This window comes from Mesorhizobium salmacidum (SeqCode) (assembly GCF_037179605.1).
In the GTDB taxonomy this organism is placed as follows: domain Bacteria; phylum Pseudomonadota; class Alphaproteobacteria; order Rhizobiales; family Rhizobiaceae; genus Mesorhizobium; species Mesorhizobium salmacidum.
Genome location: NZ_JAPYKS010000010.1, coordinates 149,503 through 174,281, shown reverse-complemented (window position 1 = coordinate 174,281; position 24,779 = coordinate 149,503). Strand labels below are relative to the sequence as shown.

21 protein-coding genes and 2 tRNA genes are annotated in these 24,779 nt (G+C 62.8%); 11 read left to right on the top strand and 12 right to left on the bottom strand.

Features of this window, described 5'->3' with window-relative positions:
- Position 1 precedes the first annotated feature (1 nt).
- Positions 2–745 carry a creatininase family protein gene (locus O7A60_RS15860; protein ID WP_337107098.1) on the top strand — a complete coding sequence of 248 codons (744 nt, stop codon included), beginning with the start codon at positions 2–4 and terminating at the stop codon, positions 743–745.
- Positions 746–791: 46 nt separating this feature from the next.
- Here the strand turns inward: O7A60_RS15860 and O7A60_RS15855 are convergent, their stop codons facing one another.
- The 3 genes from O7A60_RS15855 to O7A60_RS15845 all read right to left on the bottom strand — a co-directional run bounded on the left by O7A60_RS15855 (position 792) and on the right by O7A60_RS15845 (position 4,570).
- Positions 792–1,709, bottom strand: a complete 918-nt coding sequence (locus O7A60_RS15855) for a carbohydrate ABC transporter permease (protein WP_027143632.1) — start codon at positions 1,707–1,709, stop codon at positions 792–794.
- Between the two features lie 6 nt (positions 1,710–1,715).
- Entirely contained in the window at positions 1,716–2,837 is a 1,122-nt protein-coding gene (locus O7A60_RS15850) for a carbohydrate ABC transporter permease (protein ID WP_337107097.1), read from the bottom strand.
- 68 nt (positions 2,838–2,905) lie between these two features.
- Entirely contained in the window at positions 2,906–4,570 is a 1,665-nt protein-coding gene (locus O7A60_RS15845; protein WP_337107096.1) for an ABC transporter substrate-binding protein, read from the bottom strand.
- Between the two features lie 276 nt (positions 4,571–4,846).
- On the opposite strand from O7A60_RS15845, the gene O7A60_RS15840 reads away from it, so the two are divergent.
- From O7A60_RS15840 to rbsK, 3 genes are read left to right on the top strand one after another with little or no spacing between them, the layout of a single operon-like run.
- Positions 4,847–5,896, top strand: a complete 1,050-nt coding sequence (locus O7A60_RS15840) for an ABC transporter ATP-binding protein (protein WP_140506441.1) — start codon at positions 4,847–4,849, stop codon at positions 5,894–5,896.
- Between the two features lie 27 nt (positions 5,897–5,923).
- Positions 5,924–6,376 (top strand): RbsD/FucU family protein, encoded by a 453-nt coding sequence (locus O7A60_RS15835; RefSeq protein WP_027143636.1) that lies wholly within the window; start codon positions 5,924–5,926, stop codon positions 6,374–6,376.
- 4 nt (positions 6,377–6,380) lie between these two features.
- Positions 6,381–7,310, top strand: a complete 930-nt coding sequence (rbsK, locus tag O7A60_RS15830; protein WP_027143637.1) for a ribokinase — start codon at positions 6,381–6,383, stop codon at positions 7,308–7,310.
- A gap of 83 nt (positions 7,311–7,393) precedes the next feature.
- On the opposite strand, the gene O7A60_RS15825 is transcribed toward rbsK, so the two are convergent.
- Together O7A60_RS15825 and O7A60_RS15820 are read right to left on the bottom strand one after the other, a co-directional pair.
- Entirely contained in the window at positions 7,394–7,909 is a 516-nt protein-coding gene (locus O7A60_RS15825; protein WP_027143638.1) for a hypothetical protein, read from the bottom strand.
- Between the two features lie 209 nt (positions 7,910–8,118).
- A tRNA-Asp gene (locus O7A60_RS15820) sits at positions 8,119–8,195 on the bottom strand.
- Positions 8,196–8,412: 217 nt separating this feature from the next.
- On the opposite strand from O7A60_RS15820, the gene O7A60_RS15815 reads away from it, so the two are divergent.
- The 4 genes from O7A60_RS15815 to O7A60_RS15800 all read left to right on the top strand — a co-directional run bounded on the left by O7A60_RS15815 (position 8,413) and on the right by O7A60_RS15800 (position 11,733).
- Positions 8,413–8,488 (top strand) — tRNA-Val (locus O7A60_RS15815).
- A 263-nt stretch (positions 8,489–8,751) separates the two neighbouring features.
- Positions 8,752–9,831 carry a type III polyketide synthase gene (locus O7A60_RS15810; protein WP_337107095.1) on the top strand — a complete coding sequence of 360 codons (1,080 nt, stop codon included), beginning with the start codon at positions 8,752–8,754 and terminating at the stop codon, positions 9,829–9,831.
- Position 9,832: 1 nt separating this feature from the next.
- Positions 9,833–10,570, top strand: coding sequence for a methyltransferase domain-containing protein (locus O7A60_RS15805; protein WP_337107094.1), 738 nt, complete (start codon positions 9,833–9,835; stop codon positions 10,568–10,570).
- On the top strand, positions 10,549–11,733 hold the full coding sequence (locus tag O7A60_RS15800; protein WP_337107093.1) for an NAD(P)/FAD-dependent oxidoreductase: 1,185 nt from the start codon (positions 10,549–10,551) through the stop codon (positions 11,731–11,733). Before O7A60_RS15805 ends, O7A60_RS15800 begins: the two co-directional genes overlap by 22 nt.
- Before the next feature lie 98 nt (positions 11,734–11,831).
- On the opposite strand, the gene O7A60_RS15795 is transcribed toward O7A60_RS15800, so the two are convergent.
- From O7A60_RS15795 to O7A60_RS15770, 6 genes are all read right to left on the bottom strand, one after another.
- Positions 11,832–12,602 (bottom strand): SDR family NAD(P)-dependent oxidoreductase, encoded by a 771-nt coding sequence (locus O7A60_RS15795; protein ID WP_337107092.1) that lies wholly within the window; start codon positions 12,600–12,602, stop codon positions 11,832–11,834.
- Positions 12,603–12,650: 48 nt separating this feature from the next.
- The gene (locus O7A60_RS15790) at positions 12,651–13,646 is read right to left on the bottom strand and encodes an ABC transporter permease (RefSeq protein ID WP_337107091.1); all 996 of its coding nucleotides are present in this window, start codon (positions 13,644–13,646) and stop codon (positions 12,651–12,653) included.
- Positions 13,647–13,762: 116 nt separating this feature from the next.
- On the bottom strand, positions 13,763–14,803 hold the full coding sequence (locus O7A60_RS15785; RefSeq protein ID WP_337107090.1) for a sugar ABC transporter substrate-binding protein: 1,041 nt from the start codon (positions 14,801–14,803) through the stop codon (positions 13,763–13,765).
- Positions 14,804–14,842: 39 nt separating this feature from the next.
- On the bottom strand, positions 14,843–15,607 hold the full coding sequence (locus O7A60_RS15780) for an ATP-binding cassette domain-containing protein (RefSeq protein ID WP_135864119.1): 765 nt from the start codon (positions 15,605–15,607) through the stop codon (positions 14,843–14,845).
- Complete coding sequence (locus O7A60_RS15775; RefSeq protein ID WP_337107089.1) at positions 15,604–16,770, bottom strand: ROK family transcriptional regulator; 1,167 nt, start codon at positions 16,768–16,770, stop codon at positions 15,604–15,606. The genes O7A60_RS15780 and O7A60_RS15775 overlap by 4 nt, the downstream gene beginning before the upstream one ends.
- A 278-nt stretch (positions 16,771–17,048) precedes the next feature.
- Positions 17,049–18,353, bottom strand: coding sequence for a M23 family metallopeptidase (locus O7A60_RS15770; protein WP_337107088.1), 1,305 nt, complete (start codon positions 18,351–18,353; stop codon positions 17,049–17,051).
- A 301-nt stretch (positions 18,354–18,654) separates the two neighbouring features.
- Between O7A60_RS15770 and O7A60_RS15765 the strand changes: the two genes are divergently transcribed.
- A complete protein-coding gene (locus O7A60_RS15765) occupies positions 18,655–19,656 on the top strand; it encodes a sterol desaturase family protein (protein ID WP_337107087.1) in 1,002 nt (333 codons plus the stop codon).
- On the top strand, positions 19,653–20,789 hold the full coding sequence (locus O7A60_RS15760; RefSeq protein ID WP_337107086.1) for a GNAT family N-acetyltransferase: 1,137 nt from the start codon (positions 19,653–19,655) through the stop codon (positions 20,787–20,789). The genes O7A60_RS15765 and O7A60_RS15760 overlap by 4 nt, the downstream gene beginning before the upstream one ends.
- 41 nt (positions 20,790–20,830) lie before the next feature.
- On the opposite strand, the gene O7A60_RS15755 is transcribed toward O7A60_RS15760, so the two are convergent.
- Entirely contained in the window at positions 20,831–21,298 is a 468-nt protein-coding gene (locus O7A60_RS15755) for a peroxiredoxin (RefSeq protein WP_140506416.1), read from the bottom strand.
- A gap of 95 nt (positions 21,299–21,393) precedes the next feature.
- Between O7A60_RS15755 and O7A60_RS15750 the strand changes: the two genes are divergently transcribed.
- The gene (locus O7A60_RS15750; protein ID WP_337107085.1) at positions 21,394–24,774 is read left to right on the top strand and encodes a hypothetical protein; all 3,381 of its coding nucleotides are present in this window, start codon (positions 21,394–21,396) and stop codon (positions 24,772–24,774) included.
- Positions 24,775–24,779 lie beyond the last annotated feature (5 nt).

Below are 24,779 nucleotides of genomic sequence, written 5' to 3'. Positions count from 1 at the left end.
CATGCGCTATGAACTGATGCTGCCGCACCAGATCCGCAAGGCGATCGCGCAGAATTGGCCGGTCGCGCTGCCGCTCGGCGTGCTGGAATACCATGGCGAGCACATGGCCGTCGGCATGGACACGCTGGCCGTCATCAAGACGCTGGAACTGTTCGAAAAAGAGAGCGACATCGTCATCCTGCCGCCCTTCTATTACGGGGCGGCGAGCTATGCTGTCGCACCGCCTGAAGGCAGCGGCTCCGTTCAGGTCGGCGGCAATCAACTGGCGCCGTTCGGCGAAGAGCTGTTCTACAGCCTGCTGCGCATCGGCTTTCGCAACATCCACGCCATCATTCATCACCAGACCGAGAATTTCTCCGCCGGCATGCCGACCGATCTCGCTTTCAAGACCGCCGGCAGACAGGCGATCTTCCGCTTCCTCGAGAAGCAGCGCGGCGAAGGCTGGTGGGGTTCCGAGACGATGGCCGACTACTATGCCGGACATGCCGCGGGCGAAAATTTCTTCAACTGGGTACAGGTGCATCCCCTGATGCCGGTCGCAATGAACGGCAAATACCCGTTCGACCATGCCGGCATCGGTGAGACATCGCTGATGCTGGCGCTATGCCCGGAAGCGGTGGATGCCGCGCACTTCGCGGACAACAAAAGCTGGTATACGGCGAGCGCGGCGGATGCTTCGGCAGAACTCGGACAGCAGGGCGTCGCCATGATCATGGATCATCTGCGCACGATCCTGAAGGCCTAGCCCGACCTTTCCTTCTCCCCAGCGGAGAGAAGGAAGAGGCGCCCGGTTACTTCACCGCACCAGCCGTCATGCCCATGATCAGGTAACGTTCCAGCGCGATGCCGATGACCGCAAGCGGCGCGATCGCCGCGGTGGCCAGAGCAGCCATCGACCACCAGTTGATACCTTGCGACCCCGTTTGACTGGCGACCATGACCGGGATCGTCTTGGCGTCCGTCGATGTCAAAAGGGCGGCGAAGAAATACTCGTTCCAGCACAGCACCATTGCCAGGATGAAGGCTGCGACCATGCCCGGCAGCGCGATCGGCATGACGATGCGGAAAAAGGCGCCCCAGATCGACAGGCCGTCGACGAGGGCTGCTTCCTCCAGCTCGACGGGGATGGAATTGAACTGGTCACGCATGATCCAGATGACGATCGGCAGCACCATCAGCGTGTAGAGCAGGATCAACCCGATGCGCGTATCGAGCAGCCCGACTTCGCGGTAGAGCACCAGGAAGGGTAGGGCCAGCACCACCGGCGGCAGGATCAACTGCGACAGGAAGAAGAACGAGATATCCTCGTTCTTGAACCAGGCGAAATGGTAGCGATAGCGGGTCAGGCCATAGGCAGCGAGGCTGCCGATGATGATCGCCAGGCTCGACGCGCCGACCGAGGTGATGACCGAATTCATGAAACGCTTGAGGAATTCGTCGCGCACGGTCGAAGTCTGGAAGATCGAGTCCGGCGACAGGCCAAGCGATCGCCACCCTTTCCAATCCGGCTGGAAGTCGACAAACGGGATCAGGTGGCCCTGGGTGACGTCCACCGCCGTTTTGAACGAGGTGGTGATGGTCCAGTAGATCGGAAACAGGCAGATAAAGCCCCAGCAGGCGAGCGCGCCATAGATGAAGACGCGGCTGGCGACGAAGCTCGCCGGCGAGCGGATTTCGGAGGCGACGTAGTCTGTGGTCTGGACGCTCATCTTGCCCTAATTCACATTGCGCACGAAACGGCTGGCGAACTTCAACAGCCAGGTCACGAACACCACGATGATGACCAGATAGGCCATCGCCAGCATGGTCCCGTAGCCGACATTCGAGCGGTCGCGGTATTCGCGGTAGATGAAGCTCGACACCGAGTCGGTGGCGCCGCCCGGACCGCCCGAGGTGACCGTGATGATGATGTCGGCAAGCTTCAGCTTGAAGATGATGCGCAGAATCACCGCCGTCACCGACACCGGCAGCATCAGCGGGAAAGTGACCTGCCAGAAGGTCTGCCAGGCCGTGGCGCCATCGACACGTGCCGCCTCCAGCACCTCGCGCGACATCGCCTGCAATCCCGCCAGCAGCATGATCATCATGAACGGAATGAAGGTCCAGGCGTCCAGCAGCATGATCGAGATGCGGGCGGTGATCGGGTTCGAGAAGAAAGCCGGGTCTTCCCAGCCGAGATGGCGCGCCAGCGTGGCTGCTGGTCCAAAGCGGTATTCCATCAGCGACTTGCCGATCATCCAGGACACGGCGACCGGTGACAGCATCAGCGGCATCAGGAACACCACCCGGAAGAATTTTCGGGCGCGGATCTGCGCGTTGAGCAGCAGCGCCAGGCCGAACGCGATCACATATTCGACCAGCACCGCCAGCACATAGAGCACCATGTTGACCAGGGCGTTGCGGTAGTACGGGTCGGCGAGCATCTGCCAGAAATTGTCGAGCCCGTTGAACCTGCGGCCGCTGAACGAACTGAGATTCCAGTCGGTGAGTGCGATGTAGAAGCCGAACAGGGTCGGGAAGATCACCATCGCAATGGTGAACAAAAGGGCCGGCAGCAGGAAGAGCGCGCGCTGGCCGTCCTCGCCGCGTGTCAGAACCTGGCCGATGCCGATCGCCACACCCCACAGCACATAGGCGTAGACCACGGGCCGCCATGTCTCGAAGCCGATCGTATCGACCTCGGTCTTGTAGAGGATCTGCAGCACGATCGTTGCCAGCAGGCCGAGCGTGGCAAGCGCCATCAGCGCCCAGCCCAAACGCCTGCGCCCTGGCGGGATCAGATCATAGGAGGCGGCGTCTGCCGGCCACCCGGTCGCGGTCGAAGTCTGGTCAGCCACAAATCTCGCCCGTTTGGAAGGGAAGGCTGTGGTCCGGCGTTGCCGCCGGACCACGGTTCAAAGGCAGCTTACATGCCGAGCGAGGCCTTGTAGAGCTTGACCTGCTTGTCGCGGCCGATCTGGTCGGTCAGCTTCTCCCAGGCGGCCGCGATGGCATCGGCGCCTTCCTGCGCCTTCATCTTGCCGGCGAAAGTGTTGGCCAGGATATCCTCGGCGGCGCTGTAGTACTGGAAGATGCCGGGGATGCGCGGCTCGATCGCCGCGTTGGGGTGGTTGTAGCTGTCGCCTTCCGACTTGAGATAGGAGGTGATGAAAGCCTCGTCGTAGCCGGCCGCCACCCATTCGGGAATGTCGAAATGGGAGTTGCGATAGGGCTGGAAGCCCGACGGATACATCGCCGTCCAGATCGACAGGTCCTTGCCGCCGAGATGGGCGGCCGCCGACCATGCAGCCTTCTTCTTTTTCTCGTCCGCATCGACACGGGCCATGACATAGACGCCCCAGCCGAGATAGGCGCAGTTCGGCGCATAGTTCGGGCCGCTGGCGAGCTTCTCCCACTTGCCGGTCTTGGAGTTATAGACATCGTCGGAGCCCGGCAGGATCGAGAAGCCGGTGACATCGCCGATGACCGAGCTATCATTGGTCTTGACGTTCGAGCCGACATCGCCCCACCAGGGGATCATCGAGCCGGTGCCGGCCAAGAACTGCTGGAAGGCGGTGGTGTTCGGGTCGGCATTGATCTGGTCGGCGGGCTCCGACGGCAGGGCGTCGATGACATCCTGGATTGCCCGTACCCAAGCCGGATTATTGACGCGTGGCTTCATCGTGTCGGCGTCGAACAGCCAGGCCTTGTCATCGGGATGCTTGGCGTAGGCGCTGGCACGGCTGCCCAGGAAATAGAAGCCGAAACCGCCCCAGGGCTTGGGCGCGTCGAGATAGCCGTAGACATCCTGGCCCTTGAACTTCTTGCCCTTCAGGAACTTGGTCACGGCCTGAACCTCTTGCCAGGTCTTCGGTACGCCCCATTCGCTAGTCGCCCCGCCATCCTTCCACTGCTTGGCGAGATCGGCGTCTGCAAACACGTCGGTGCGGTAGTTGAAGTTGTGCGCGTCGCCGTCGATGGTGACCCGGTACTGCTTGCCATCCCAGGTGCCAACGGGCGGCTTGAGGTAGTTGACGAGATCGTCGAAGTCGATCTGCTTCTTGACCCAGTCGGGCATCTCCGAAGTCAGGCCCTTGCCGCAGACGTCGCCCTCGAACGGGGCGCCCATCTCGATGATGTCGAAATCGACGGTGCCGGTGGCGATCGACTGCTGCAGGCGGGCGTTGTAGTCGGCCTGCGCCAGGTCGATCCAGCTGATCTTGGCGCCGGTATAGGTCTCCCATGGCTTCAGGAAACCACGAAACAGCACATTGTGCAGGTTCTGGTTGTTGAGACCCATGAAGGTGAGCTCGACACCGGCGAACTCGCCTTCCTTGACATTGGCCTTGGTCGCCTCGAGGCAAAGCTCGCCAACCTTCTGGAAGTCGGCGTCGGTCGGCTGACCTTTGCCAACCCCGGGGATCTGCAGGATTTTCGAGCGCAGTTCGCTTGCGGCGGCAGCCGGGCGCGTCAGCGCGCCAAGTCCGGCGCCGGATGCGGCCGCGATCGCGGCCATCGAGGCCGCGCCCTTCAATATCTCGCGCCTTGTAGCGCCGGCACGGACCAGTTTGTCGTAAAGACCTACTCGCATGGACTATTCCTCCCAGAACATTAGTCGTGAATCGAAGTGCCGATCGCGCCGGGCGCTGGCTTTGTTCAGAAGCGAAACGTAGGACCCCAACCTGCGTCGCTTCGCGTTCCGTTTTTCGGGTAGAGTACCAGCGTTTCGGATCGGCGCTCGTCACTATTCTCGCAACCAAACGCCGTGTCAACGAGAACGGTTTTTGTTTATAAGAGACCGACTTGCCCTGACCGGTCGCGTTGGTTAGCTTCTGCGCCTACGGCCAGTGGAGCCGATGGGGGAACGATGGCTCAAGTCGCGATCAGCAATGTGGCCAAGGCGTTTGGAACCGTCAAGGTTCTGCACGAAGTCAGCGTCGACATTGCCGATGGTCAGTTCGTCGTGCTTGTCGGCCCGTCCGGTTGCGGCAAGTCCACGCTGCTCAGGATGGTGGCGGGGCTGGAGACTGTCTCCGGCGGCACGATCGCCATCGGCGACCGCGTCGTCAATCACCTGCCGCCCGCAAAGCGCGACATCGCCATGGTGTTCCAGAACTATGCGCTTTACCCGCACAAGACGGTCGAGCAGAACATGGCTTTTGCCCTCAAGCTGCGCAAGACCGATCCGGCCGTGGTTGCCGAGCGGGTCAAGCGCGCCGCAGACATCCTCGACCTCAGCCCCTATCTGAAGCGCTATCCGCGCCAGCTTTCCGGCGGCCAGCGTCAGCGCGTCGCCATGGGGCGCGCCATTGTGCGCAATCCGCAGGTATTCCTGTTCGACGAGCCGCTTTCGAACCTCGACGCCAAGCTGCGCGTGCAGATGCGCACCGAGATCAAGGAATTGCACCAGCGGCTGAAGACCACCACCATCTATGTCACCCACGACCAGATCGAAGCCATGACGATGGCCGACAAGATCGTCGTCATGCGCGACGGCCGCATCGAACAGGTCGGCGCGCCGCTGGAGCTTTTCGACCGGCCGGCGAACCTTTTCGTCGCCGGTTTCATCGGCTCGCCTTCGATGAACCTGCTCAAGGGCACCGGGCGCAAGGGCGGCGTCGACATTGCCGGAACGCTGTTCCCGGTTGCTCCGAACAACGCCGTCGAGGAGGGGCGCTCCGTCGTCTATGGCGTGCGCCCCGAACATCTTGAGATCCACCCCGATGGCGTGCCGGCCAAGATTTCGGTGGTCGAGCCGACCGGCTCGGAAACCCTGGTCTTCCTGCGTTTCGGCGACGGCGAGATGGTGGCGCTGTTTCGCGAGCGCCATGACTTCAAGCCGGGCGACACGCTGAAGCTTCGGCCAAGGCTCGACCATCTCCATCTGTTCGACGCCGAGACCGGCAAGCGTCTCTGATCTCAAACGCACTTCACGAGGACCATCATGCTCAAAGGGATCGATCCATTGCTCAATGCCGACGTGCTCCAAGCATTGCGGGCGATGGGACATGGCGATGACCTGATCATCGCCGACACCAACTTTCCCTCCGATTCGGTAGCGCGTCGGACGGCGCTCGGTCGAGTGCTGCGCATCGATGCCTCTGCGGCGCGGGTGGTGAAGGCCGTGCTGTCGCTATACCCGCTGGACACCTTCGTCGATGATTCGGCCGCCCGCATGGAGATCGTCGGTAAGCCGGACGAGATCCCAGCCGTGCAGAAGGAAGTGCAGAAGGAGATCGACGCCGCCGAGGGCAAGTCCTGGCCGATGGTGCCGGTCGAGCGTTACGCCTTCTATGAGCGCGCCAAGCAGGCTTATTGCGTCATCCAGACCGGCGAACGCCGCTTCTACGGCTGCTTTGCCTTCCGCAAGGGCGTCGTGCCGCCGGATGCGGAGTAGCGGCATGGCCTCGGGCAAGCCGGTTGTTATCCTCGGTGTCTTTGTTGCCGATACGGCTTACAGGGCGCAGCGCCAGCCACGCATGGGCGAAACGATCCTCGGCAATTCCTTCAAGCTGGGGCCAGGCGGCAAGGGGTCGAACCAGGCGGTGGCCGCCGGCAAGCTCGGGGCGGACGTCACATTCCTGACCAGGCTCGGTGTCGATGCCTTCGCCGACATGGCCAGGCGGACCTGGAACGATGCCGGCGTGAAGAGCGCCGCCATAGATACGCCGGACAGCTATACCGGTGCCGCCTACATCTTCGTCGAGGAGGGAAGCGGCAACAACGCCATCATCGTCAGTCCCGGCGCTGCCATGCTGATCACGCCTGAGGATATCGAAGCCAATGTCGACCTGATCCGTGGTGCCGGTGTTTTCGTGACGCAGCTCGAACAGCCGATCGATGCCGCGATACGGGCGCTTGAGATCGCGCGCGGGGCCGGGGTGACGACCATTCTCAATCCGGCACCGGCGGCAAAGCTTCCCGACCGCATCTACACACTCTGCGACTATCTCACGCCGAACGAAACAGAGACGGAGGAATTGACCGGACTGCAAGTCTCCTCGGTCAATGAAGCGCGCGCCGCCGCGGACAAGCTGCTTGAAAAGGGTGTCGGCACGGTCATCGTCACGCTCGGCGACAAGGGGGCGCTGCTGCACGCGAAGGATCGGTCCGAGCATGTTCCAGCCATCAGTGCCGGCCCTGTCGTCGAGACCACCGGCGCGGGGGACGCCTTTAATGGCGGCTTGGCCGCAGCACTTTCGCGCGGCGTGGAGCCGCTGGAGGCGGTGCGCTTCGCCTGTGCCGTTGCCGGCATTTCCGTGACCCGTCCAGGCACAGCACCGTCGATGCCGACATTGCAGGAGGTCGAGGCGCTGCTGGCCAAGGGCTGAGCAATTGCCCGGAACTCGCAGGGTACCCCGGAGGCCAGACCGTTCCGGCTTCCGGAGTCTCATGTTCGATGAGCGTTGCGAAGCTACTGCCTGACGTAGCAGCGCTTTCCCTGACCCGGAGCGGGATCGCCGAATGCATCGTTGTCGCATTGGACGCCATTGCGGAACACGTCCTGCGTGAACCGGCCGTGGGCGCCATACCTGACCACCTTGCGGCCATAGAAATCACAGAATTCGCCTTCCTCGGCGCAGACCGCCCACTTCTCGCGCCGAGGCTCATCGTAATCGTCGTTCGACTCCTCGCGGTCGCGCTTCACGATGAAGCAGAACTTTTCCTTGCCTGGCGCAGGATCGCCGAAAACGCGGTTCGAACAGGGTATCGCGTTGCGCTCGATGTAACGCGAGGTCGTGCGGCCCTTGGCGCCGTAGACGACCTCGGCTGGATAGGGCAGGCGGCAGATCTCGCCCTCGCGCGCGCATCGCTGCAGCCGGTCCGCCGACGCGGCGGCGGGAAAAAGGATAGAGGCGGCCGTCGTCGCGCCGCCCAGGCAAATCAGCGTGAATATCGTGCGCGTGGAAATGTTCGGTGCAATTGACATTACGTCCTCCATGCCATTCCGGCAGCATACTGCAATCTGGCTGCCTGCGGCATGAATCGAGCGCTTTGTGGGCGATTGCGCAAGCAGATTCGCAACGACCAACTCGTTCGCGGTCTGCAGGGCTGCTTCGGCACACTATTTCTGAAGAGAACTTTGACAATTCATGTCGGCATTTCCCTGGAGCCAAGGATCATGATCCTTGAGGGAAATGGCGCGAGTGACGGGGCTCGAACCCGCGACCTCCGGCGTGACAGGCCGGCACTCTAACCAACTGAGCTACACCCGCGCATTGACGAGCACGTGTCAGCCGTGTTCGTCGTTGGGGCGCTGGATAAGGGGTTCGCTACCGGGTGTCAAGCGCACCAAACCATCATAACGCCAAACAGGAGAAGGTTTTTTGACAGCCGGCATTTTGTTCGCAAATCGGGCCTGCGAACAGGGCATCCCACATTCATTTAGCCTTGCGAAGCAAGTCCCGACCGCTTAAAGGTCCGGCCCGGAGCGGGCGATTAGCTCAGTTGGTAGAGCGCTTCGTTTACACCGAAGATGTCGGCGGTTCGAGCCCGTCATCGCCCACCATATCTTTCCACCAGTTGAGGTTTTCCGGTTTGCGGGCGCACGAATCGCCGCGTCGACAACGGTTCCGCGCACAGCTCACCTGTTCTCCCTCCTGAGGTGTGCATTGCTTTTTCACGGGTGAGCGGCATTTTCGGGAAATCTTTTGGGCCTCCCAGCGTTCACCTCGATAGAGATAGCCATTGCCGTGGGGGCCACAGCTCCCGCCGAAGGCAACTGTGCCTCTCGGTTCGCGACCACGGATTTGCGGCTGCAGGTCAAGGAAAATGCCCGTTCAAGCTTTCATCAACCGAATTGCCACGGCCGTCCCTGATCATGGTGTCCACGAATTCTTCCTTCAATTTGCGGGCTCCCAGCTGGCAGATCCCCGCCGCCGCGCAATTTTCGATCGCATGGCCGACAAGGGCGGCATCGAACATCGCTATTCCTGCTTCGCACCCGCCAGTGATCCTGAGGGTCTGAGCGTCGACCTGGCGGGTGTTTTCAAGCGCGGTGCGTTTCCAGGTACGGCCAAACGCATGGAAATGTTTGCCACGGCCGCGCCCGCGCTGGCCGAGCGAGCATTGGAGCGGCTCCTGGAGGGCGAAGACAGGAAGGGTGTCACGCATCTGATTGTCACCACGTGTACGGGCTTCTCCGCCCCCGGCATCGATCTGGAAATAATCGCCCGGTGCAATCTGCCCACCACCGTGGAGCGCACGATCATCGGCTTCATGGGATGTTATGCGGCAATCAATGCGCTCAAACTGGCGCGGCACATCGTCCTGTCGGAACCTGCGGCCCACGTTGTGATCGTCTGCATCGAACTCTGTACGCTCCATCTCAAGGAGACGGCTGATCTCGAAAAACTGCTATCTTTCTCCCTCTGGGGCGATGGCTGCGCGGCCGCGTCGGTGACCGCCCGCCCGTTCGGCATCGGCCTGGACAGTTTTCACGCGATCGTGGATGCCGACGCCCGCGACCTGATGAGCTGGAGCGTGCACGACGACGGGTTCGACATGGTTCTGTCGGGGCAGGTTCCTGCTGCAATCCAGAATGCGCTTGGCAAGGGCGTCGGCGCCATCCTGGGAAACAGGACCGCCGCCAACGTCGACCTTTGGGCTGTTCACCCGGGTGGGCGTTCCATTCTCGACGCCGTGGAGCGCGCGCTGGATCTTCCTCCCGATGCGCTGTTGCCGTCGCGCGACGTGCTTCGCGAAAACGGAAACATGTCCTCCGCCACCGTGATGTTCGTGCTGGAGCGGATGCTTCGCGGGTTCACGGATGATGACGTGGGCTGTGCAATCGCATTCGGCCCCGGCCTCACGGCTGAGACGATGATGTTCCACACTGCCGGCAGTGCCTGACATGGCCACGGGTCTCGACAGCCGTCATATCCAGCCGGAACTGCTCGATCATTTGCCTCCCGACGATCCCAAGGCGATTGGCTCCCGGCGTGACTTGATTTGGATAAATTCGCTGATGTTTCAACATGCGATCATGTCCAGCCTCCTGAAGGCAAGCGTGCGCGAGGGTTCGATCAGAATCTTGGAAGTCGGGTCCGGCGACGGTGCATTCATGCTCTCGGTTGCAAGGCGCCTCGCCAGGAAGTGGATCGACGTGGAGCTGGTCATGCTCGACCAGGTTGACCTCATCACCGACCGGCGGCGCGCCGATTTCGCGGCACTGGGCTGGCGGGTTGAAACCGTCACCGACAATGTCTTCGACTGGATCGCAAAACCCGGGGGTGACGCGTACGACGTTGTCTCGGCCAATCTGTTCCTGCACCATTTTTCCGACGCCGCCTTAAAGATCCTGTTCGAAGCCCTGCGCCGTTTGGCACCGGTGTTCCTCGCCGCCGAGCCAAGCCGAAACGTTATCGCCTTGAAAGCATGTTCGCTCCTGCGCCTTGTCGGTGCAAACCAGGTCACCATGCACGATGCGGCGGCAAGCGTCCGCGCAGGTTTCGCTGGCAAGGAACTTTCCGGTTTGTGGCCTCTCGGTTCCGCGCAGCAGTGTGAAGAACGCAGGATTGGCCCGTTTACCCACGCCTTCCGCGTTTTCCCCAAGGAAGGATTTGCGCGATGTACGATGCCATCGTCATAGGTGCCGGCCCAAGCGGCTCGTCGGCAGCCTTGGCCTTGCGCGGCCAGGGTCGTTCCGTGGCCATAATCGAAGCAGGCGAGTTTCCACGCCGCAAGGTCTGCGGCGAATTCATCTCGGCGGTCAATCTGGAGCTGTTGGACCGTTTGGAGGCGGGCGTGGCGGTTCGCGCCAAGGCAGGACCGGAGGTCAAGCGGGTTGCGTTGTTCGCGTCGGGCCCCTGCATACAAGCAGGCATGCCGCGCGCCGCCGGAGATGCTTTCGGGCGGGCGCTTGGACGGGACGTTCTGGACGGCATCCTCTTGGACACGGCGCGCAACGCCGGAGCCGACGTTTTTCAGCCGTGGCGCGCGGTGGAGATCGCCAGCAATGGCGATCGTGCCATCGTCCGGATCGCCAACAAGGACGGTCAGACAAGTCTTAGCGGGCAGGTGGTGATTGCGGCGCATGGCTCCTGGGGCCACGGCAGGTTGCCGACCAACCTCCCAAAGAGCAGCGCGGCTTCCGATCTGTTTGGCTTCAAGGCCCATTTCAGGGGAGCTTCGCTCGCTCGAGACCTCATGCCGCTCCTGGTGTTTCCGGGCGGCTATGGTGGCATGGTGTGGGCGGATCAGGACAGGATATCGCTGTCGTGCTGCATACGCCGCGACGTGTTGGCCAGGCTGCGCAAAAAGGGCGGTGCAACGTCAGCAGCCCAAGCCGTTCACGCGCACATACTGGCATCGTGCCCGGCGGTGGTTTCCACGGTCGGCGACGCCAGCCTCGAAGGTGAATGGCTTGCCGCCGGTCCCATACGTCCGGGGATGCGCCCACGATTTGCGGACGACATATTTCGGGTCGGCAACATCGCCGGCGAGTCTCATCCCATCATCGCCGAAGGCATCTCCATGGCCCTGCAGTCCAGCTGGCTTCTCGCTGGCGAATTGGCAAGGTTCGAACAATGGGACCGGACGGCGCGCCTCGCCGTCGGCAACCGCTATTCAAGAGCGTGGAGCCGGCAATTTGCCACTCGCATCCATGCGGCCGCACTGTTGGCGCGCATTGCCGTCCTCCCCAGGTCCAATACGGCGATGAAGGCGTTCGTGGGATGGTTCCCGAATAGCCTGACCTTAGGAGCCAGATTGTCCGGCAAGACGAAAGCCTTGCCTGCCCTCAGCCATCCGTAAGGGCTGAAGCCGGCCGGACGCCTGGAGGAATTCGCCGAAGCGCTCGAGCCAAATCGGTAATTCAGCAGGCACGGTTCGTGGCGTATGGCTGCCCCCGCTCACGGCGGCACCATCCGGAAATCCTTGCCCTCGGGCAGCAATTGCCCGCCATCGACGACAATGGTGGTGCCGGTGATGTAGCTGGCGTCGTCCGAGGCGAGGAACAGGAAGGCGTTGGCCACGTCGCGCGGGCTGCCGAGCCGGCCCAGTGGGATCGAATCTTCCATGTTCTTGATATAGGCGGCGCCGCGATGCTGCTGGATGGCTTCGGTAAGGATGTTGCCGGGCTCGACGCCGTTGACGGTGATGCCGTAGCCGGAGAACTCCAGCGCCGCAGCGCGAATGAAGCCGTTGATGCCCGCTTTCGTCGCCGAATAATGGCCATGGCCAGGGCTGGTGACATGCGGGCCGGTGATGGAGGAGGTGTAGAGCATGCGGCCAAAGCGCTGCGCCTTCATCGGTATCAAGGCCGCGCGGCTGGCATTGAAAGTGCCGCGCAGGTTGACGGCCATGACGCGGTCCCAGTCGTCGGCACTGGTGTTCTCGATCAACTGCCAGGGATAGATGCCGGCATTTTGGACGATAATGTCGAGGCGGCCGTGGTGTTTAAGCGCCATCGCCACCGCGGCCTCGGCGTCTCTCATTTGCGAGACGTCGGTGCGGATGAAGGGGACGCCGAGTTCATCCGCACTTGCTTGCCCGGCCTCCTCCTCCGTATCGGCCAGCACCAGCCTTGCGCCTTCTTCGGCGAAGCGCAATGCGATGCCCTTGCCGATGCCGCGCGCGCCGCCGACGATCAACGCCACCTTGTCTTCCAGTCGTCCTGTCATGCGAGCCGTCCTGTCATGCCAAATCCCCGCCTCACGCCAATCCCCCTCTCACGCCAGTCTTTGGCGAATGGTTTGCTTGAATGCGTCGAGCAACACCGCTGCCAGAACCAGCAGGCCGTGGATGACCTGGGTGAAGTTGGCGGGCAGGCCCATCAGGTTGATCGCCGTGTTGATGGCAGAGAGCAGGAGCACGCCGGCATAGACGCCCGGCAAGGTGCCGACACCACCCTTCAGGCTGACGCCGCCGATGACGACCGCGGCAAAGGCGTTGAACAGAAGGCCAACGCCCAGATTGGCCGTGGCACCCGAGGTGCGGATCGCCAGCAGCCAGCCGGCGAGCCCTGCTATGGCGCCGGCGAGCACGAAGGCGATGATCAGGTTGCGGTTCACCCGGATGCCGGCGCGGAAGGTTGCGGTTTCATTGCCGCCGATCATCACGAGGTGCCTGCCGAACGGCGTCTTGGCCATGATCAGCGAGAACACCACGAAACAGGCCACCGCGATCCAGGCGGTCAGCGGCAGGCCGATCAGGCGTTGGATGCCGAACCAGCGGATGGCAGGTGCCAGATCCTGAGCCGAGCGGCCGCCCGAAATGACCAGCACCAGGCCGCGCACCCAGATGTAGGAGGCGAGCGTGATGATGAAGGCGCTCATCTTGACCTTGACCACAAGATAGCCGTTGAAGGCGCCGATGAGGCCGCCGACGGCCAGCGCCAGCAGCAGCGACACCGGAACCATCAGCCATTCCGGGTGCAACTGGACGCCGAGGCCGATGCCCGAGGAACAAAACAGGATGCCCACCGCCATGGCGCTGAGCGCGGCGACGGATTCGACCGACAGGTCCATGTGACCGGCAATGATGACCAGCGCCAGGCCGATCGACATCACGCCGAGCACGCTCGACGCCTCGATGATGTTGGCGAAGATGCCGAGCTGGAAATAGTTCGGGATGAACAGCGAGAAGACGACCAGGACAAGGAGCAGCATGAACCAGACGAGGTTGTCGAGGACGAACTCCAGGGCGTTGCGTGTGCGAGGGTTCATATGTCGATCCGGTTGGCGTGCGTAATCAAGGCCGCAGAACATTGCCTGCGTCTCATTCGATACGGACAGGGAAGGGCTCCGGGCCGGGTATGGCCCGGAGCGGTTGGGCCATCTGTCTATTCGACCGGCTTGACCGTATCGGTCGGCGGCTTCTGGTTGCCCCAGAAGGCCGGATTGTCGACATTCTCCTTGGTGATTGCGGCGCCCGGGATCTTGATGTTCGGGCCCCAGGCTTCCTTGGTGACGGTCGACTTCAGGCCAAGCACATCGTATTCGCCGGGCTTGATCTCCTCCTTCTTGACGACCTTGTCCATGAACATGGCGACGGCCGCGGCCTGTGCGTAAAGCGGCTGCTCGACCTCGACGTTGAGCCAGCCCTTGCGGATCAGGTCGAGACCGACCGGCGCGCCGTTCGAACTCATCAGCATGACGTCGCCAGGCTTCTTGCCGGCGGCCTCGAGCGAAGCGACGGCGGCGACCGACAGGTGCGCGGCATGGCTGAAGATCAGGTCGATGTCGGGATTGGCCAGCATCTGGTCGGCAACGATGGTGCCGGCGTTGCTGGCTTCCCATTGCATGGCAGGCAGAGAGATGATCTTGACGTCCGGGAACGCCTTCATCTTTTCTTCAAAACCCTTCTGGATGTCGAGCGTGTAGGGATCGCCGGGATCGCCAAGCACCTGCAGGACCTTGCCCTTCACCGAGCCGTTCTTGGCTTTCAGAAGTTTTTCGGCCTGGTCGGCGGCGACGTAGCCGATCTCGACGGTACCCGCGACCGACGTGAAGTCGGACGGCGTCGACGTGATCTGGCGGTCGAACTCGACCACCGGAATGCCGGCGGCGCGCGCTGCCTCGATCGATGGTTTCAGCGCATTGAAATCGACGGCGGCCAGGATGATAGCCACCGGCTTCAGCGCGATGACGTCGTTCATCTGTGACTGCTGGGCGTCGGTCTTGTTGTCGGCGTTCAGCGTCTTCATGTCGTAGCCGGTCTGTTTCAAGAACAGCTCCAGCGCGCTCACCGAGCCGGTCTGGAACTCGTCGAGCAGTGTCGGCACCATGTAGTAGACAATACCCTTGGACTGCGCGAATGCCGGCGTGAGTGTGGCAAAAGCCAGTGCCAGGATACCGAAGACAGCAAGAAGTATTCGCTTCATGTCGTTGGCTCCCTGTTAAGCCGGACCCCTCTTTATCCCTCAGCCCGCCGGTCCGGCACCGGCAAGCGTCTCCCCGGTGATCATGTTGATCACCGCGTCGGGACTTGTCTTGTTGCGTGCGACATCGCCCGCCACGACGCCTTGCCGGATCACCACGATCCGGTCGGCGACCTGAAAAGCCTGCTGCATGATATGGGTGATGATGACGACGCCGATGCCCTGGCTCGCCACCTGGCGGATCATGTCGAGGCCGCGCCGCGTCTGCTCGACGCCAAGTGCGGCGAACGGTTCGTCGAGCAGCACCAGCTTGCCGCCCCAGTGCACGAAGCGGTTGAGTTCGATGGCCTGCCGCTGGCCGCCCGAGAGATGCTCGACATTGGTGCGCAGTGAAGGAATGCGGGTACCGGCGCTGGCCAGCGCTTTCCCGACAACGGCTTCCATGGCACGCTCATCGAGCACTGGAATGCCAAGCACCTTCCTGGTGATCTCGCGGCCCATGAAGAAATTGGCCACCACGTCGACATTGGTGCAGAGCGACAGGTCCTGGTAGACGGTCTCGATACCCGCCGCCTTGGCTTCCGCCGGCGACCGGGCCAGGAACTCCTTGCCCTCGAACAGCATGCGGCCGGAGGTCGGTTCGAGACCGCCCGCAATGATCTTGACCAGCGTCGACTTGCCGGCGCCATTGTCGCCGAGCAACGCCACCACCTCGCCCTTGCCGATGGAAAAGCTGATCCCCTTCAGCGCTTCGATCGCGCCATAGTTCTTGGTCACGTTGTCGAGCACCAGCAGGGGTTCGCTCATGCTGCAATCTCCCCGGTCGAAAGGATGTCGCGGCCGCGCTCGCGTTCGGCGGCGAACATTTGGCCGAAGCGTGGCGACAACACCCCGGAAACGGCGAGTGCCGCCGCGCCGCGCAGCACGGCATGCTGGCCGCCGCTGGCGACGACGACGCGCGCCGTCTTGCGGTCCGCGCGGGCCGAGACCGAATTGTGCAGCGGTTCGGCCGCATCTGCCAGGCGTTCGAGCAACTCCGATGCCGCCAGGCCGCCGAGCACGACCGTCTCTGGGTCGAAGAGGTTTTCGATGATGGCGATGGTGTTGCGGAAGATCGGGCCGACCTGCGCCACCCAATCGGCGTCATTGCCGGCCCGGCGGCCCCGCGCTTCGAGCGAGAGGTAGCGCTCGAGGCAGCCTCGGTTGCCGCAGGGGCAAAGCTCGCCTTCGGGGACCACGGGAATATGGCCGATCTCGCCCGCATTGCCCCAGGCGCCGCGCAGAACGCTGCCGTCATGCATCATGGCGCCACCAAGCCCAACGCCGAAATAGAGATAATAATAGTCGGAATGGCGGGCACCGATGCCATAGAGCCGCTCGCCCATCGCGGCGGCGGCCATGTCGCTCTCGAAGAACGCCGGCAATCCCGTCGCGGCCGTCAGCCGCTCACGCAGCGCCACATGTTTCCAGCCGGTCATCGTGGTCGGGCCGACAAAGCTCATGGAGTCCACGTCGAACGGGCCGGGAAGGGCCATGCCGATGCCGATGACGCGGCCGCCGGGCCGCTTGCCCGTCAGGTCGCGGACCATGGCGCCAATCTGTTCGAACGCATGATCGGGCGCCGCGTTGGGCGCTTCGCGACGTGAACTCTCGATGACGTCGCCGCTGAGATTGATCAGTGCGGCGTCTATTCCAAGCGGCGTCAGGTGGATGCCGACGGCATAGCCGCCTTCCGGGTTGATGCGCAGTGTCGCTGGTGGCAGGCCACGGCCCTTCGGCTCTTCGCGCACGGACAGGATGTAGCCCTGTTCCTCCAGCTCGCGAACGATGGTCGACACGGTCTGGACGGTGAGCCCGACATGCCTGGCGATGTCGCCTCGGGCGATCGGGCCATGACGGCGGATGGACTCCAGCACGATGCGCCGGTTGTACGGCCGCCCGAACTCCTGGTTGGTCCCTCGCAATGCCATGCCTTGCGCCCCTTGCTTGACGTGAGGTTCGCATCAAATATTTATTCAGTCAAATGGAATTCAAAAATAATCCGGCGCGCGGACCGAGTTGCCGATCCCACGGCTTCTCACCTTCGGTGTGGATTAGGGATGAGACTAAGAAGCGACGGTTTGCGGTCCTGCCGTTGGGCGGATGGCCGTCAGCAGTTTGACGCCGTGCGGGAGATTGCTTGGCGAGGGGAGAGGCGCGCCCCGGCCGGCGGCTCCGGATTCAGCCCGCAGGCGAGCGGTTGCCCTTGCTAGAGATATTGCGCGACTTTCCTGCCGACGGTCAGGAAGCGCAGCGGATCGATCGCCTCGCCATTGTGCCGCACTTCATAATGCAGATGCGGGCCGGTCGAGCGGCCGCTGCTGCCGGTCTTGCCGATGATGGCGCCGGCGTCCAGCTTCTCGCCGACGGTCACGTCGATTTCGCTCAGATGCCCGTAACGGGTCGCAAAGCCGTTGCCGTGATCGACTTCCACCATGCGGCCATAACCGCCGTTCCAGCCGGCCTTGGTCACGATGCCGGGCGCGGTGACCTTGGCGGCCATGCCGATGGGCGCCCTGAAGTCCATTCCCGAATGCAGCGCGGCCGTGCCGAGAAGGGGATCGGTACGCACGCCGAACGGGCTGGTGACGGAGTGGCCAGGGGCGGGATTGGCGAGCGGCAGCCGGCGCGCTTCCTTTTTCAGCTGATCGAGCGTGTCCAGCGCCTCGTCCAGTTCCTTGACCTTGCTGTCGAAGATCATCGAGGAGTCGAGCGGGATCAACGGTCCGCCGACATCGCTTTCGTTCTTGCCGAAATCGCTGTCGACCGGCAGTCCGGCCGCCTGCAGCGCCTGCTGGATGGCATCCGCGCTTTTGTAGGCATTGTCCGCGAGCGTGCTGATGCGGCTGAGCTGATCATTCTCGATGGATTTCAGCGACTGGTTGATCGAAACGAACAGCTTGTCGGCACGATCGGCGGCTGAATCGCTGGGCAGCGGATCGGCGCGGGTCGACCACAAGGAGAAGGGCCTCGTGTCGGCACTGCCGAGGTCGGCGCCCAGGCCGGCGACCGCGTAGGTCTGCGCGGGCTGGTTGATGCTGCCGGTCACCTCGGCGCGCTTGTCCGGCTTGGCGGTCGCGGCCGGATCTTCCGCGGGCACCGTTCCGACGTCGTTCTCGGCACGTTCGAACAGCGGGCCGAGACGGCCATGCCGCTGGCTGAGCTGTGTCTGGCGCTGAAGCAGTTCGCTGACCTTGGTTTCCATCAATTGCTGGTCGAGCAACTGCCTGCTGGTGATGCGGTCTACCTGGGCGCGAAGCGCCGAAATGCGGTCCTCGTAAGCCTGCTGCATCCGCGCCTGGCGCGCGGTGGTGGCGCCGATCAGGTCGTCGCGCAGCACAAGATAGGATGTGGCCAGGAGATAACCGATGGCAATGGCGGCGAGTCCCGAACCGATGAATGCCGCGAGCCAGGGCCGTATCGTGAAGTGCCTGATCTCGTTGCCCCGGGCGATGATGACCGTATGGGGTTCCTTGCGCCTGCCGAACACTGCGGACTGACCGGTTACGTTCACGGGACCAAGCTTTCGTTACGACACCACGACAGCTTGATTACACATTATTAGGGTTAACAAAGGCTTGCCTTGTCCACTGCGCCGCGCCGAACGCACGCAGCGCGGGCAAGAGGTTGCATGAAAGCCGCCGGGGTGCGGCCGCCATGTCGCGAAATCGTTGCGATGAGCACCAATGCTCCGCCAGCAGTGGCCTGTCGCCCGCAGAGCAAGGCTTGGGTTTCTTAACTGTCTTCGATTGCATTTAGTTGACGTTTTTCGAGTAAAGGCGTGCTGGTACTTCGGATTCACCGTGGCGGTAGGGATGCTGAACGATCTGATTGGCAAGATCCTCGACAAGATTTCGGCCACCAGTCTGCTGGCGACCGGGCTTTTGCTGCTGACTGCCCTTGTCAGCGCGCTCGTGGCCTATTGGCGCACGGTCGAGGAGAAGAGCTGGAAGGAGTTTTTCGAGTTCGTCATCCCGCATGAGGTCATCACCCATCCCTCGGCGAAGGCCGACCTGCTGTTCTGGGTGACGAAGAAGGCCCTGATGCCTTTCCTGATGCTCCCCGCCGGAATCGTTTTCGTCACGGCGGTGGGCTACGGGACCAACTGGCTGTTTTCGACACTGTTCCAGTTTCAGCCGCCTCTGATCGAGGGGCCGGCAGGGCCGGTGACGGTGCTGATCTTCACCGTCAGCATGCTGCTGGCCTACGACATCTCCTATTATCTCTATCACGTCGCCCAGCATCGCTACCCGCTGCTTTGGGAACTGCACAAGGTGCATCACTCGGCCGAGGTGATGGTCGGGATCACCAAAGACAGGGTCCATCCGCTGGACGAGTTGATGAACCGAGCCTGGGACGGCCTCATCGTGGGGCTGTGCTTCGGCATCTGGTCGCTGATTTCGCTGAACCTTGTCGAACTGACCGTCTTTGGCGTCAACGTCTATGTCATGCGTAACATACTGATGATGGATTTCGTCAGGCACACGCATTTCAAGATCTCGTTCGGCCCGCTCAACAATTTGATCCTGTGTCCCCATTGGCACCAGTTGCATCACAGCGTCGATCCGCGCCACTACGACAAGAATTTCGGGCTGCTCTTCTCGTTCTGGGATCGGCTCTTCGGAACATTGTGTGTGCCGAAGCCCGACGAGGACTTCAAGTTCGGGCTGGTCGACCGCGATGTGCGTGACTACCAGTCGCTCGCCGGGCTCTACGTCATGCCGTTGAAGCGGATGTGGGGGCATATCGCCAGGCGCATGCGGCCAGGAAAGCCACGGCCAGGGACCGCGCGGTCATCGGAAGGAACACGGCCATGAACGCTCCCGTTGTGCTCGCGATCCCGCGGACACGCACCTTCGAAGTCGTGACATCGGCGGTGCGCCTGGCCGAGATCGCACCGGCCTGGAGTGCGCTCTGGCAGCGGGCTGGCGGGCTTGTCTTCCAGCATCCGAACTGGATTGCGGCCTGGTGGCGCACCACCCCGCATCAGGAGCGGCGCGCGCTCAGGATCGGGCTTGCCTGGAACGGTGACCGGCTCGATGGCGTGATAGCGCTCGCGACCTTCAGGCGCTCCGGCATCCGCGTGCTCGAATGGGCGGCGAAGGATCACAGTGACTATGGCGACGCGCTGGTTGCACCCGACAGCGACCCGCGAGCGATCTCCGGCCTTTGGCAGTATGTTTTTGACCAGGGCGGCTTCGACCTGATCTATCTCAACCGTCTGCTGCCGGATGCCGGTGTTCATGCCCTGTTGGGACCGGCCCATGGCAAGGCGCTTCGGCGCAACCACCGCACTGAAATCAGCTATCGTGTTGCGGGTCCCTGGCAACGTGGGGCGGAATGGTTCGAGACGTTGTCCAAGAAGGGCCGGCAGAACTATCGTCGTGGCCGCAAGTCCATGGAAGAGAGCGGTGCATTGCGTTTCCGGCTCCTGGATGCGGAGGACCCGCGCGACCCGGTGCTCGAGCGGGTCGCGACGTTGAAGCGCCTCTGGCTCGCCCGGCATGGTCGCGCCTCGGATCTATTCGATAAGGGCTCGCCAGTTCTCTCCGCGCTTATTTCGGTGCTTGCCGACCTCGGGCTGTTGCGCATCTTCGTGCTGGAGCTTGACGACACAATCGTCGCCGTCTCGATCAATTTCGAGCAGCACGGCACGATGATGGCTTTCGTCACCACCTACGATCCCGAATATGAGCGCGGCTCGCCGGGTATGGTACTGATGATGGACTATATCCAGTGGTCGTTCGACCGCGGCCTTGGCACAATTGATTTTCTCTGCGGCGGCGAGGATTTCAAGCGGCGCTTCGCCACGCAATCAGTCACGCTGTCATCGATGATGGGCGCGCGCGGCCCGCGTGGTCATCTCGCCGCTCTCGCCGATCATGTGAGCCATGTTTCGAAATCCTGGAGGACTGGGCGGCAGCCGAAGGCCGAGGCACCTGACGAGTAGCGACCATAATTGTCGATTGCTTTGGTGGGCTTCGGCGACGCTCAAAGCTCGCGAACAGCTTCCAGCACGGCCTCGGCATGCCCCTTGACCCGGACCTTGCGCCAAATCCTGGCGATCCGCCCGTCACGGCCGATCAGGAACGTCGCGCGTTCGACGCCCATGTATTTGCGGCCATACATCGATTTCTCGACCCATAGATGGTAGGCCTCGATCACCTTGCGCTCCTCGTCGGCGGCAAGATCGATGGTGAGATCGTATTTCGACTTGAACTTGTCGTGTTTCTTGGCGCTGTCGGGCGACAGGCCAATGACGACGGCGCCGGCCTTCTCGAATTCCGGCTTCAGCTGTGAGAAGCTGATCGCCTCTTGCGTGCAGCTTGTCGTGTCGTCCTGCGGATAGAAATAGAGCACGACCGGCTTGCCGGCGGATGCGGCCAGGCTGAGCGATCCGCCGCCGTCCCGCGGCAGATCGAATTGCGGCGCGGGATCGCCTACTTCCAGGTCAGCCATATCGATGCCCTTGTTTAAGGTTACGCGCGAAGCCACACCGATATAGTGTCGAGCGGGGATTCGTCCACGAGCGAGTTTGTACAACGGAAGATTGCGTGGATCAGGACCAACCGCAGCACGAGAAGATCCGGTTCAGGCGGGACGAAATCACCGACCTGGGAGCCTTGCCGTCCGCGTGCCGCGTCCCGCCTCTCGGCCAGGCGGCGATCGGCCGCGGCTTTCGCATCCTTTCGCGCGTGTTTGCCGGCGTGGTCGCATTCATGCTGCTGGCCGCGGTCGCCATCTATCTCATCGGCCTTTCCGGCATCGGGTCGGACAGGCTGCGCGTCGAGGCGGAGAGCGCCATAGAGAGGCTGGCGGGCGTCGACGTCGATGTCGCGGTCGGGCCAGCCCGCATCACGCTCGACAGTTCGAGCTTCGTCGCCCTCCAGGTGAGCGATGTCAGCCTGAAGACATCAGACGGCAAACCGATGGCGGATGCCGGTCGTGTGCGCTTTGGCGTGCGTCTCGTGCCGCTGCTATGGGGTGAGGTGCGGTTGACCAGCGCCAGGATCTCCGATGCCCGCATCGTCATGGCGGCGATGCCGTCCGGCGGCGACTGGACCGCGTCGCTGCGCAACGAGAACGGCCTCGTCGATCCGGAAAAACTATCGGACGCGGTGTTCGGCAACATCCATCGCGCGCTCGACGCCGTGCGGGAGGATTCGATGCGCCGCATCGATCTCAGCAATGTCGAGTTCGTGCTGCCCGACGCCGGATCGATCAAACTGGTCAAGATCGCCGACGCCACCGTCGTTCAGTCGGGGCCGGGCGGCATGGAGTTTACCTCCGAGGCGGATGTCGACGGCAGGACAGTCACCGTTGCCGCCTCCGCCACCCGCGATATCGCCGCGCATCGGGTGATAAGCCTGGATGCCAGCATCAATCTGGCGGATGCCGGTGATACTGCTGCCGGCTCCGGCAAGCTTGGTGCCGTCGCGTTGAAGCTGACCGGATCGGAAGGCTCAGGTGCCACCGCATCACGCTTGATGGCCGCCCTTTCGTCCACCGGGTCGGTGCTGGATCTTGGCACGCGCGGGCTGCTGCCGGCGGATGCCGATGTCAATGCGACGCTGGTCCACGGCTCCAACAAGATCCAGGTGGACAGGCTGCTGCTGAAAACCGGCCGGTCTTCATTCGATTTCGGCGGCTCGATCGGGCCAAAACCGGCAACCGGGGTGGCGGGCGAGGAACCCTCCTACCGTTACGACCTGACCAGCGACGGTTCGACCTTGGCGCCATCGGAATCGCCTGAGCCCGCGTTGATCTTCCTGGCGCGGATCGCCGGCGTCTACCAGCCGCAAAGCCGTAAACTGGTGGCCGAGCAGATCGCGGTTCGATCCGCCGGTTCCGGCGAGGTGCTTGGCACCGCGGCGATGCAATTCGTCGATGGCAAGGCTCCCGGGATCAATCTGGCGCTCAACATCCATGACATGCCGGTCTCGCATGTCAAACAGCTGTGGCCGTGGTTTTCGGCGCGCAATGCGCGGCTCTGGTGTCTGGACAACCTGTTCGGCGGCCGTGTGGTCGACGCCAATCTCCAGTTCCAGGTGGTGCCGGACCGCCTCGGCAATGGCGTGCCGCTTTCAGCCGACGAGGTCTTTGGCCGCTTCCAGATCGAGGGGGCGCGTTTCGACACGGCCGGCCGCATTCCGCCGATACGCGACGCGGTGGGCGTCGTCGGATTCCACGGCAACGACGTCGATATTTCGTTGTCGTCGGGCACCGTCTTCATGCCCAGTGGCCGCGTGGTGGCGGCCAGCAACGGGACATTGGCCGTCAAGGCAGCCAACCGCCCGCCGGTCATCGGCGCTCTCGATATCGACGTTGCCGGCGATGCGTCAGCCGTCGCCGAACTTGCATCCTACGAGCCGATCAATGCCATGCGCCATGTCGGCATTCTGCCCGAGGACCTTTCCGGCGGCGTCACCGGCCATGTCAAGGCGGACATTCCGCTGCAGTCGGGCGTCGACACCGCGAAGCTCGATTGGCTGGTGTCTCTCGACTACACCGGCCTGTCCTTGGCCAAGCCGTTCGAAGGACAGGCGGTGACCGATGCCGATGGCTCGATCACCGTCGACCCGCAAAAGGCTGTCATTTCGGCCAAGGCATCGCTGAACGGCATTCCGGCCGAACTCGATCTCGTCGAGCCGCTGGCGGATGACGGGCCGGAGCGCAGCCGCAAGGTAGCCCTGGTACTCGACGACAAGATCCGCGCCGCCGCCATGCCCGGCCTGACGCCGCTGCTTGCCGGAACGGTAAAGGTCGCGATCGACAAGAGCGGCAGCGGCAACCAGAATGTGTCGGCCGACCTCACCAATGCCAGGTTGGACATTCCCTGGGCCGGCTGGAGCAAGGGGGCGGGGGTTCCCGCCAGCGCCACATTCGTCATGACCAAGTCCGGCGACACCACGACGCTGTCCGATTTCGAGCTCGACGGCAAGACGTTCTCCGTCGACGGCAGCATCGTGCTGGTCAACGGCGCCTTGTCTTCGGCCAAGTTCGGCAAGGTCACCTTGAACAGGGGCGACGACGTGGCGGTTTCGGTGAAGCGATCAGGCAAGGGCTATGCGGTCGACATCACTGGCAACGCGCTCGACGCTCGTTCGCTCATCAAGCAGTTCACGTCCGATGTGGATACCGCAACCAAGACGACGGGAACAGACAACATTTCCGTCAGCGCCGATGTCGATCAGCTGACCGGCTTCCACGATGAGCAACTGTCCAACCTGAAGCTCGACTACAGTGCCGCTGGTTCAAGGGTCAACGGACTGAAGGTCAGCGCGACGGCGAATTCCGGCGCAGCCATCGCCATCAGCAACACCACCGGCGGCGGCAGGCGCTCGCTCAACGTGCAGTCGGCGGACGCCGGCGCGATCCTGCGGTTCCTCAACATCTATGAGCACATGGAAGGTGGGTCGATCGCGCTGGCGCTGACGGGGGCCAGCGACGGACCGATGAAGGGCAAGGTCGACACCAGCAATTTCTTCGTCGTCAACGAACCCAAGCTCGCCTCCATCGTCTCGACCACGCCGGCCGGGGACAGCCGCAGCCTCAACCAGGCGGTGAAGGGCAAGCTCGACACGTCGCGGGTGAAATTCGAACGTGGTTACGCCGAGATCGACAAGGGCAGCGGCTATCTGAAGCTGACCAAGGGCGTGCTGCGTGGCCCGCGCATCGGCACGACGTTCCAGGGCATCCTCTACGACCAGAACAACAATATGGACATGACCGGCACCTTCATGCCGGCCTACGGCCTCAACCGCATTTTCGGCGAACTGCCCATCGTCGGCGCGCTTCTGGGCAATGGCCGCGACCGCGGCCTGATCGGCGTCACCTTCCGGCTCAGGGGCAATGCCAACAAGCCGGTGCTCGACGTCAACCCGCTGTCGGTGATCGCGCCGGGGATATTCAGGTCGATCTTCGAATACCGGTGAGGGGT

Bases quoted from the DNA above. Each gene is read 5' to 3' on its own strand.
- O7A60_RS15860 (WP_337107098.1), top strand. From the start codon at position 2: ATGCGCTATGAACTGATGCTGCCGCACCAGATCCGCAAGGCGATCGCG.
- O7A60_RS15855 (WP_027143632.1), bottom strand. From the start codon at position 1,709: ATGAGCGTCCAGACCACAGACTACGTCGCCTCCGAAATCCGCTCGCCG.
- O7A60_RS15845 (WP_337107096.1), bottom strand. From the start codon at position 4,570: ATGCGAGTAGGTCTTTACGACAAACTGGTCCGTGCCGGCGCTACAAGG.
- O7A60_RS15840 (WP_140506441.1), top strand. From the start codon at position 4,847: ATGGCTCAAGTCGCGATCAGCAATGTGGCCAAGGCGTTTGGAACCGTC.
- O7A60_RS15835 (WP_027143636.1), top strand. From the start codon at position 5,924: ATGCTCAAAGGGATCGATCCATTGCTCAATGCCGACGTGCTCCAAGCA.
- rbsK (WP_027143637.1), top strand. From the start codon at position 6,381: ATGGCCTCGGGCAAGCCGGTTGTTATCCTCGGTGTCTTTGTTGCCGAT.
- O7A60_RS15825 (WP_027143638.1), bottom strand. From the start codon at position 7,909: ATGTCAATTGCACCGAACATTTCCACGCGCACGATATTCACGCTGATT.
- O7A60_RS15810 (WP_337107095.1), top strand. From the start codon at position 8,752: ATGCCCGTTCAAGCTTTCATCAACCGAATTGCCACGGCCGTCCCTGAT.
- O7A60_RS15805 (WP_337107094.1), top strand. From the start codon at position 9,833: ATGGCCACGGGTCTCGACAGCCGTCATATCCAGCCGGAACTGCTCGAT.
- O7A60_RS15800 (WP_337107093.1), top strand. From the start codon at position 10,549: ATGTACGATGCCATCGTCATAGGTGCCGGCCCAAGCGGCTCGTCGGCA.
- O7A60_RS15795 (WP_337107092.1), bottom strand. From the start codon at position 12,602: ATGACAGGACGACTGGAAGACAAGGTGGCGTTGATCGTCGGCGGCGCG.
- O7A60_RS15790 (WP_337107091.1), bottom strand. From the start codon at position 13,646: ATGAACCCTCGCACACGCAACGCCCTGGAGTTCGTCCTCGACAACCTC.
- O7A60_RS15785 (WP_337107090.1), bottom strand. From the start codon at position 14,803: ATGAAGCGAATACTTCTTGCTGTCTTCGGTATCCTGGCACTGGCTTTT.
- O7A60_RS15780 (WP_135864119.1), bottom strand. From the start codon at position 15,607: ATGAGCGAACCCCTGCTGGTGCTCGACAACGTGACCAAGAACTATGGC.
- O7A60_RS15775 (WP_337107089.1), bottom strand. From the start codon at position 16,770: ATGGCATTGCGAGGGACCAACCAGGAGTTCGGGCGGCCGTACAACCGG.
- O7A60_RS15765 (WP_337107087.1), top strand. From the start codon at position 18,655: ATGCTGAACGATCTGATTGGCAAGATCCTCGACAAGATTTCGGCCACC.
- O7A60_RS15760 (WP_337107086.1), top strand. From the start codon at position 19,653: ATGAACGCTCCCGTTGTGCTCGCGATCCCGCGGACACGCACCTTCGAA.
- O7A60_RS15755 (WP_140506416.1), bottom strand. From the start codon at position 21,298: ATGGCTGACCTGGAAGTAGGCGATCCCGCGCCGCAATTCGATCTGCCG.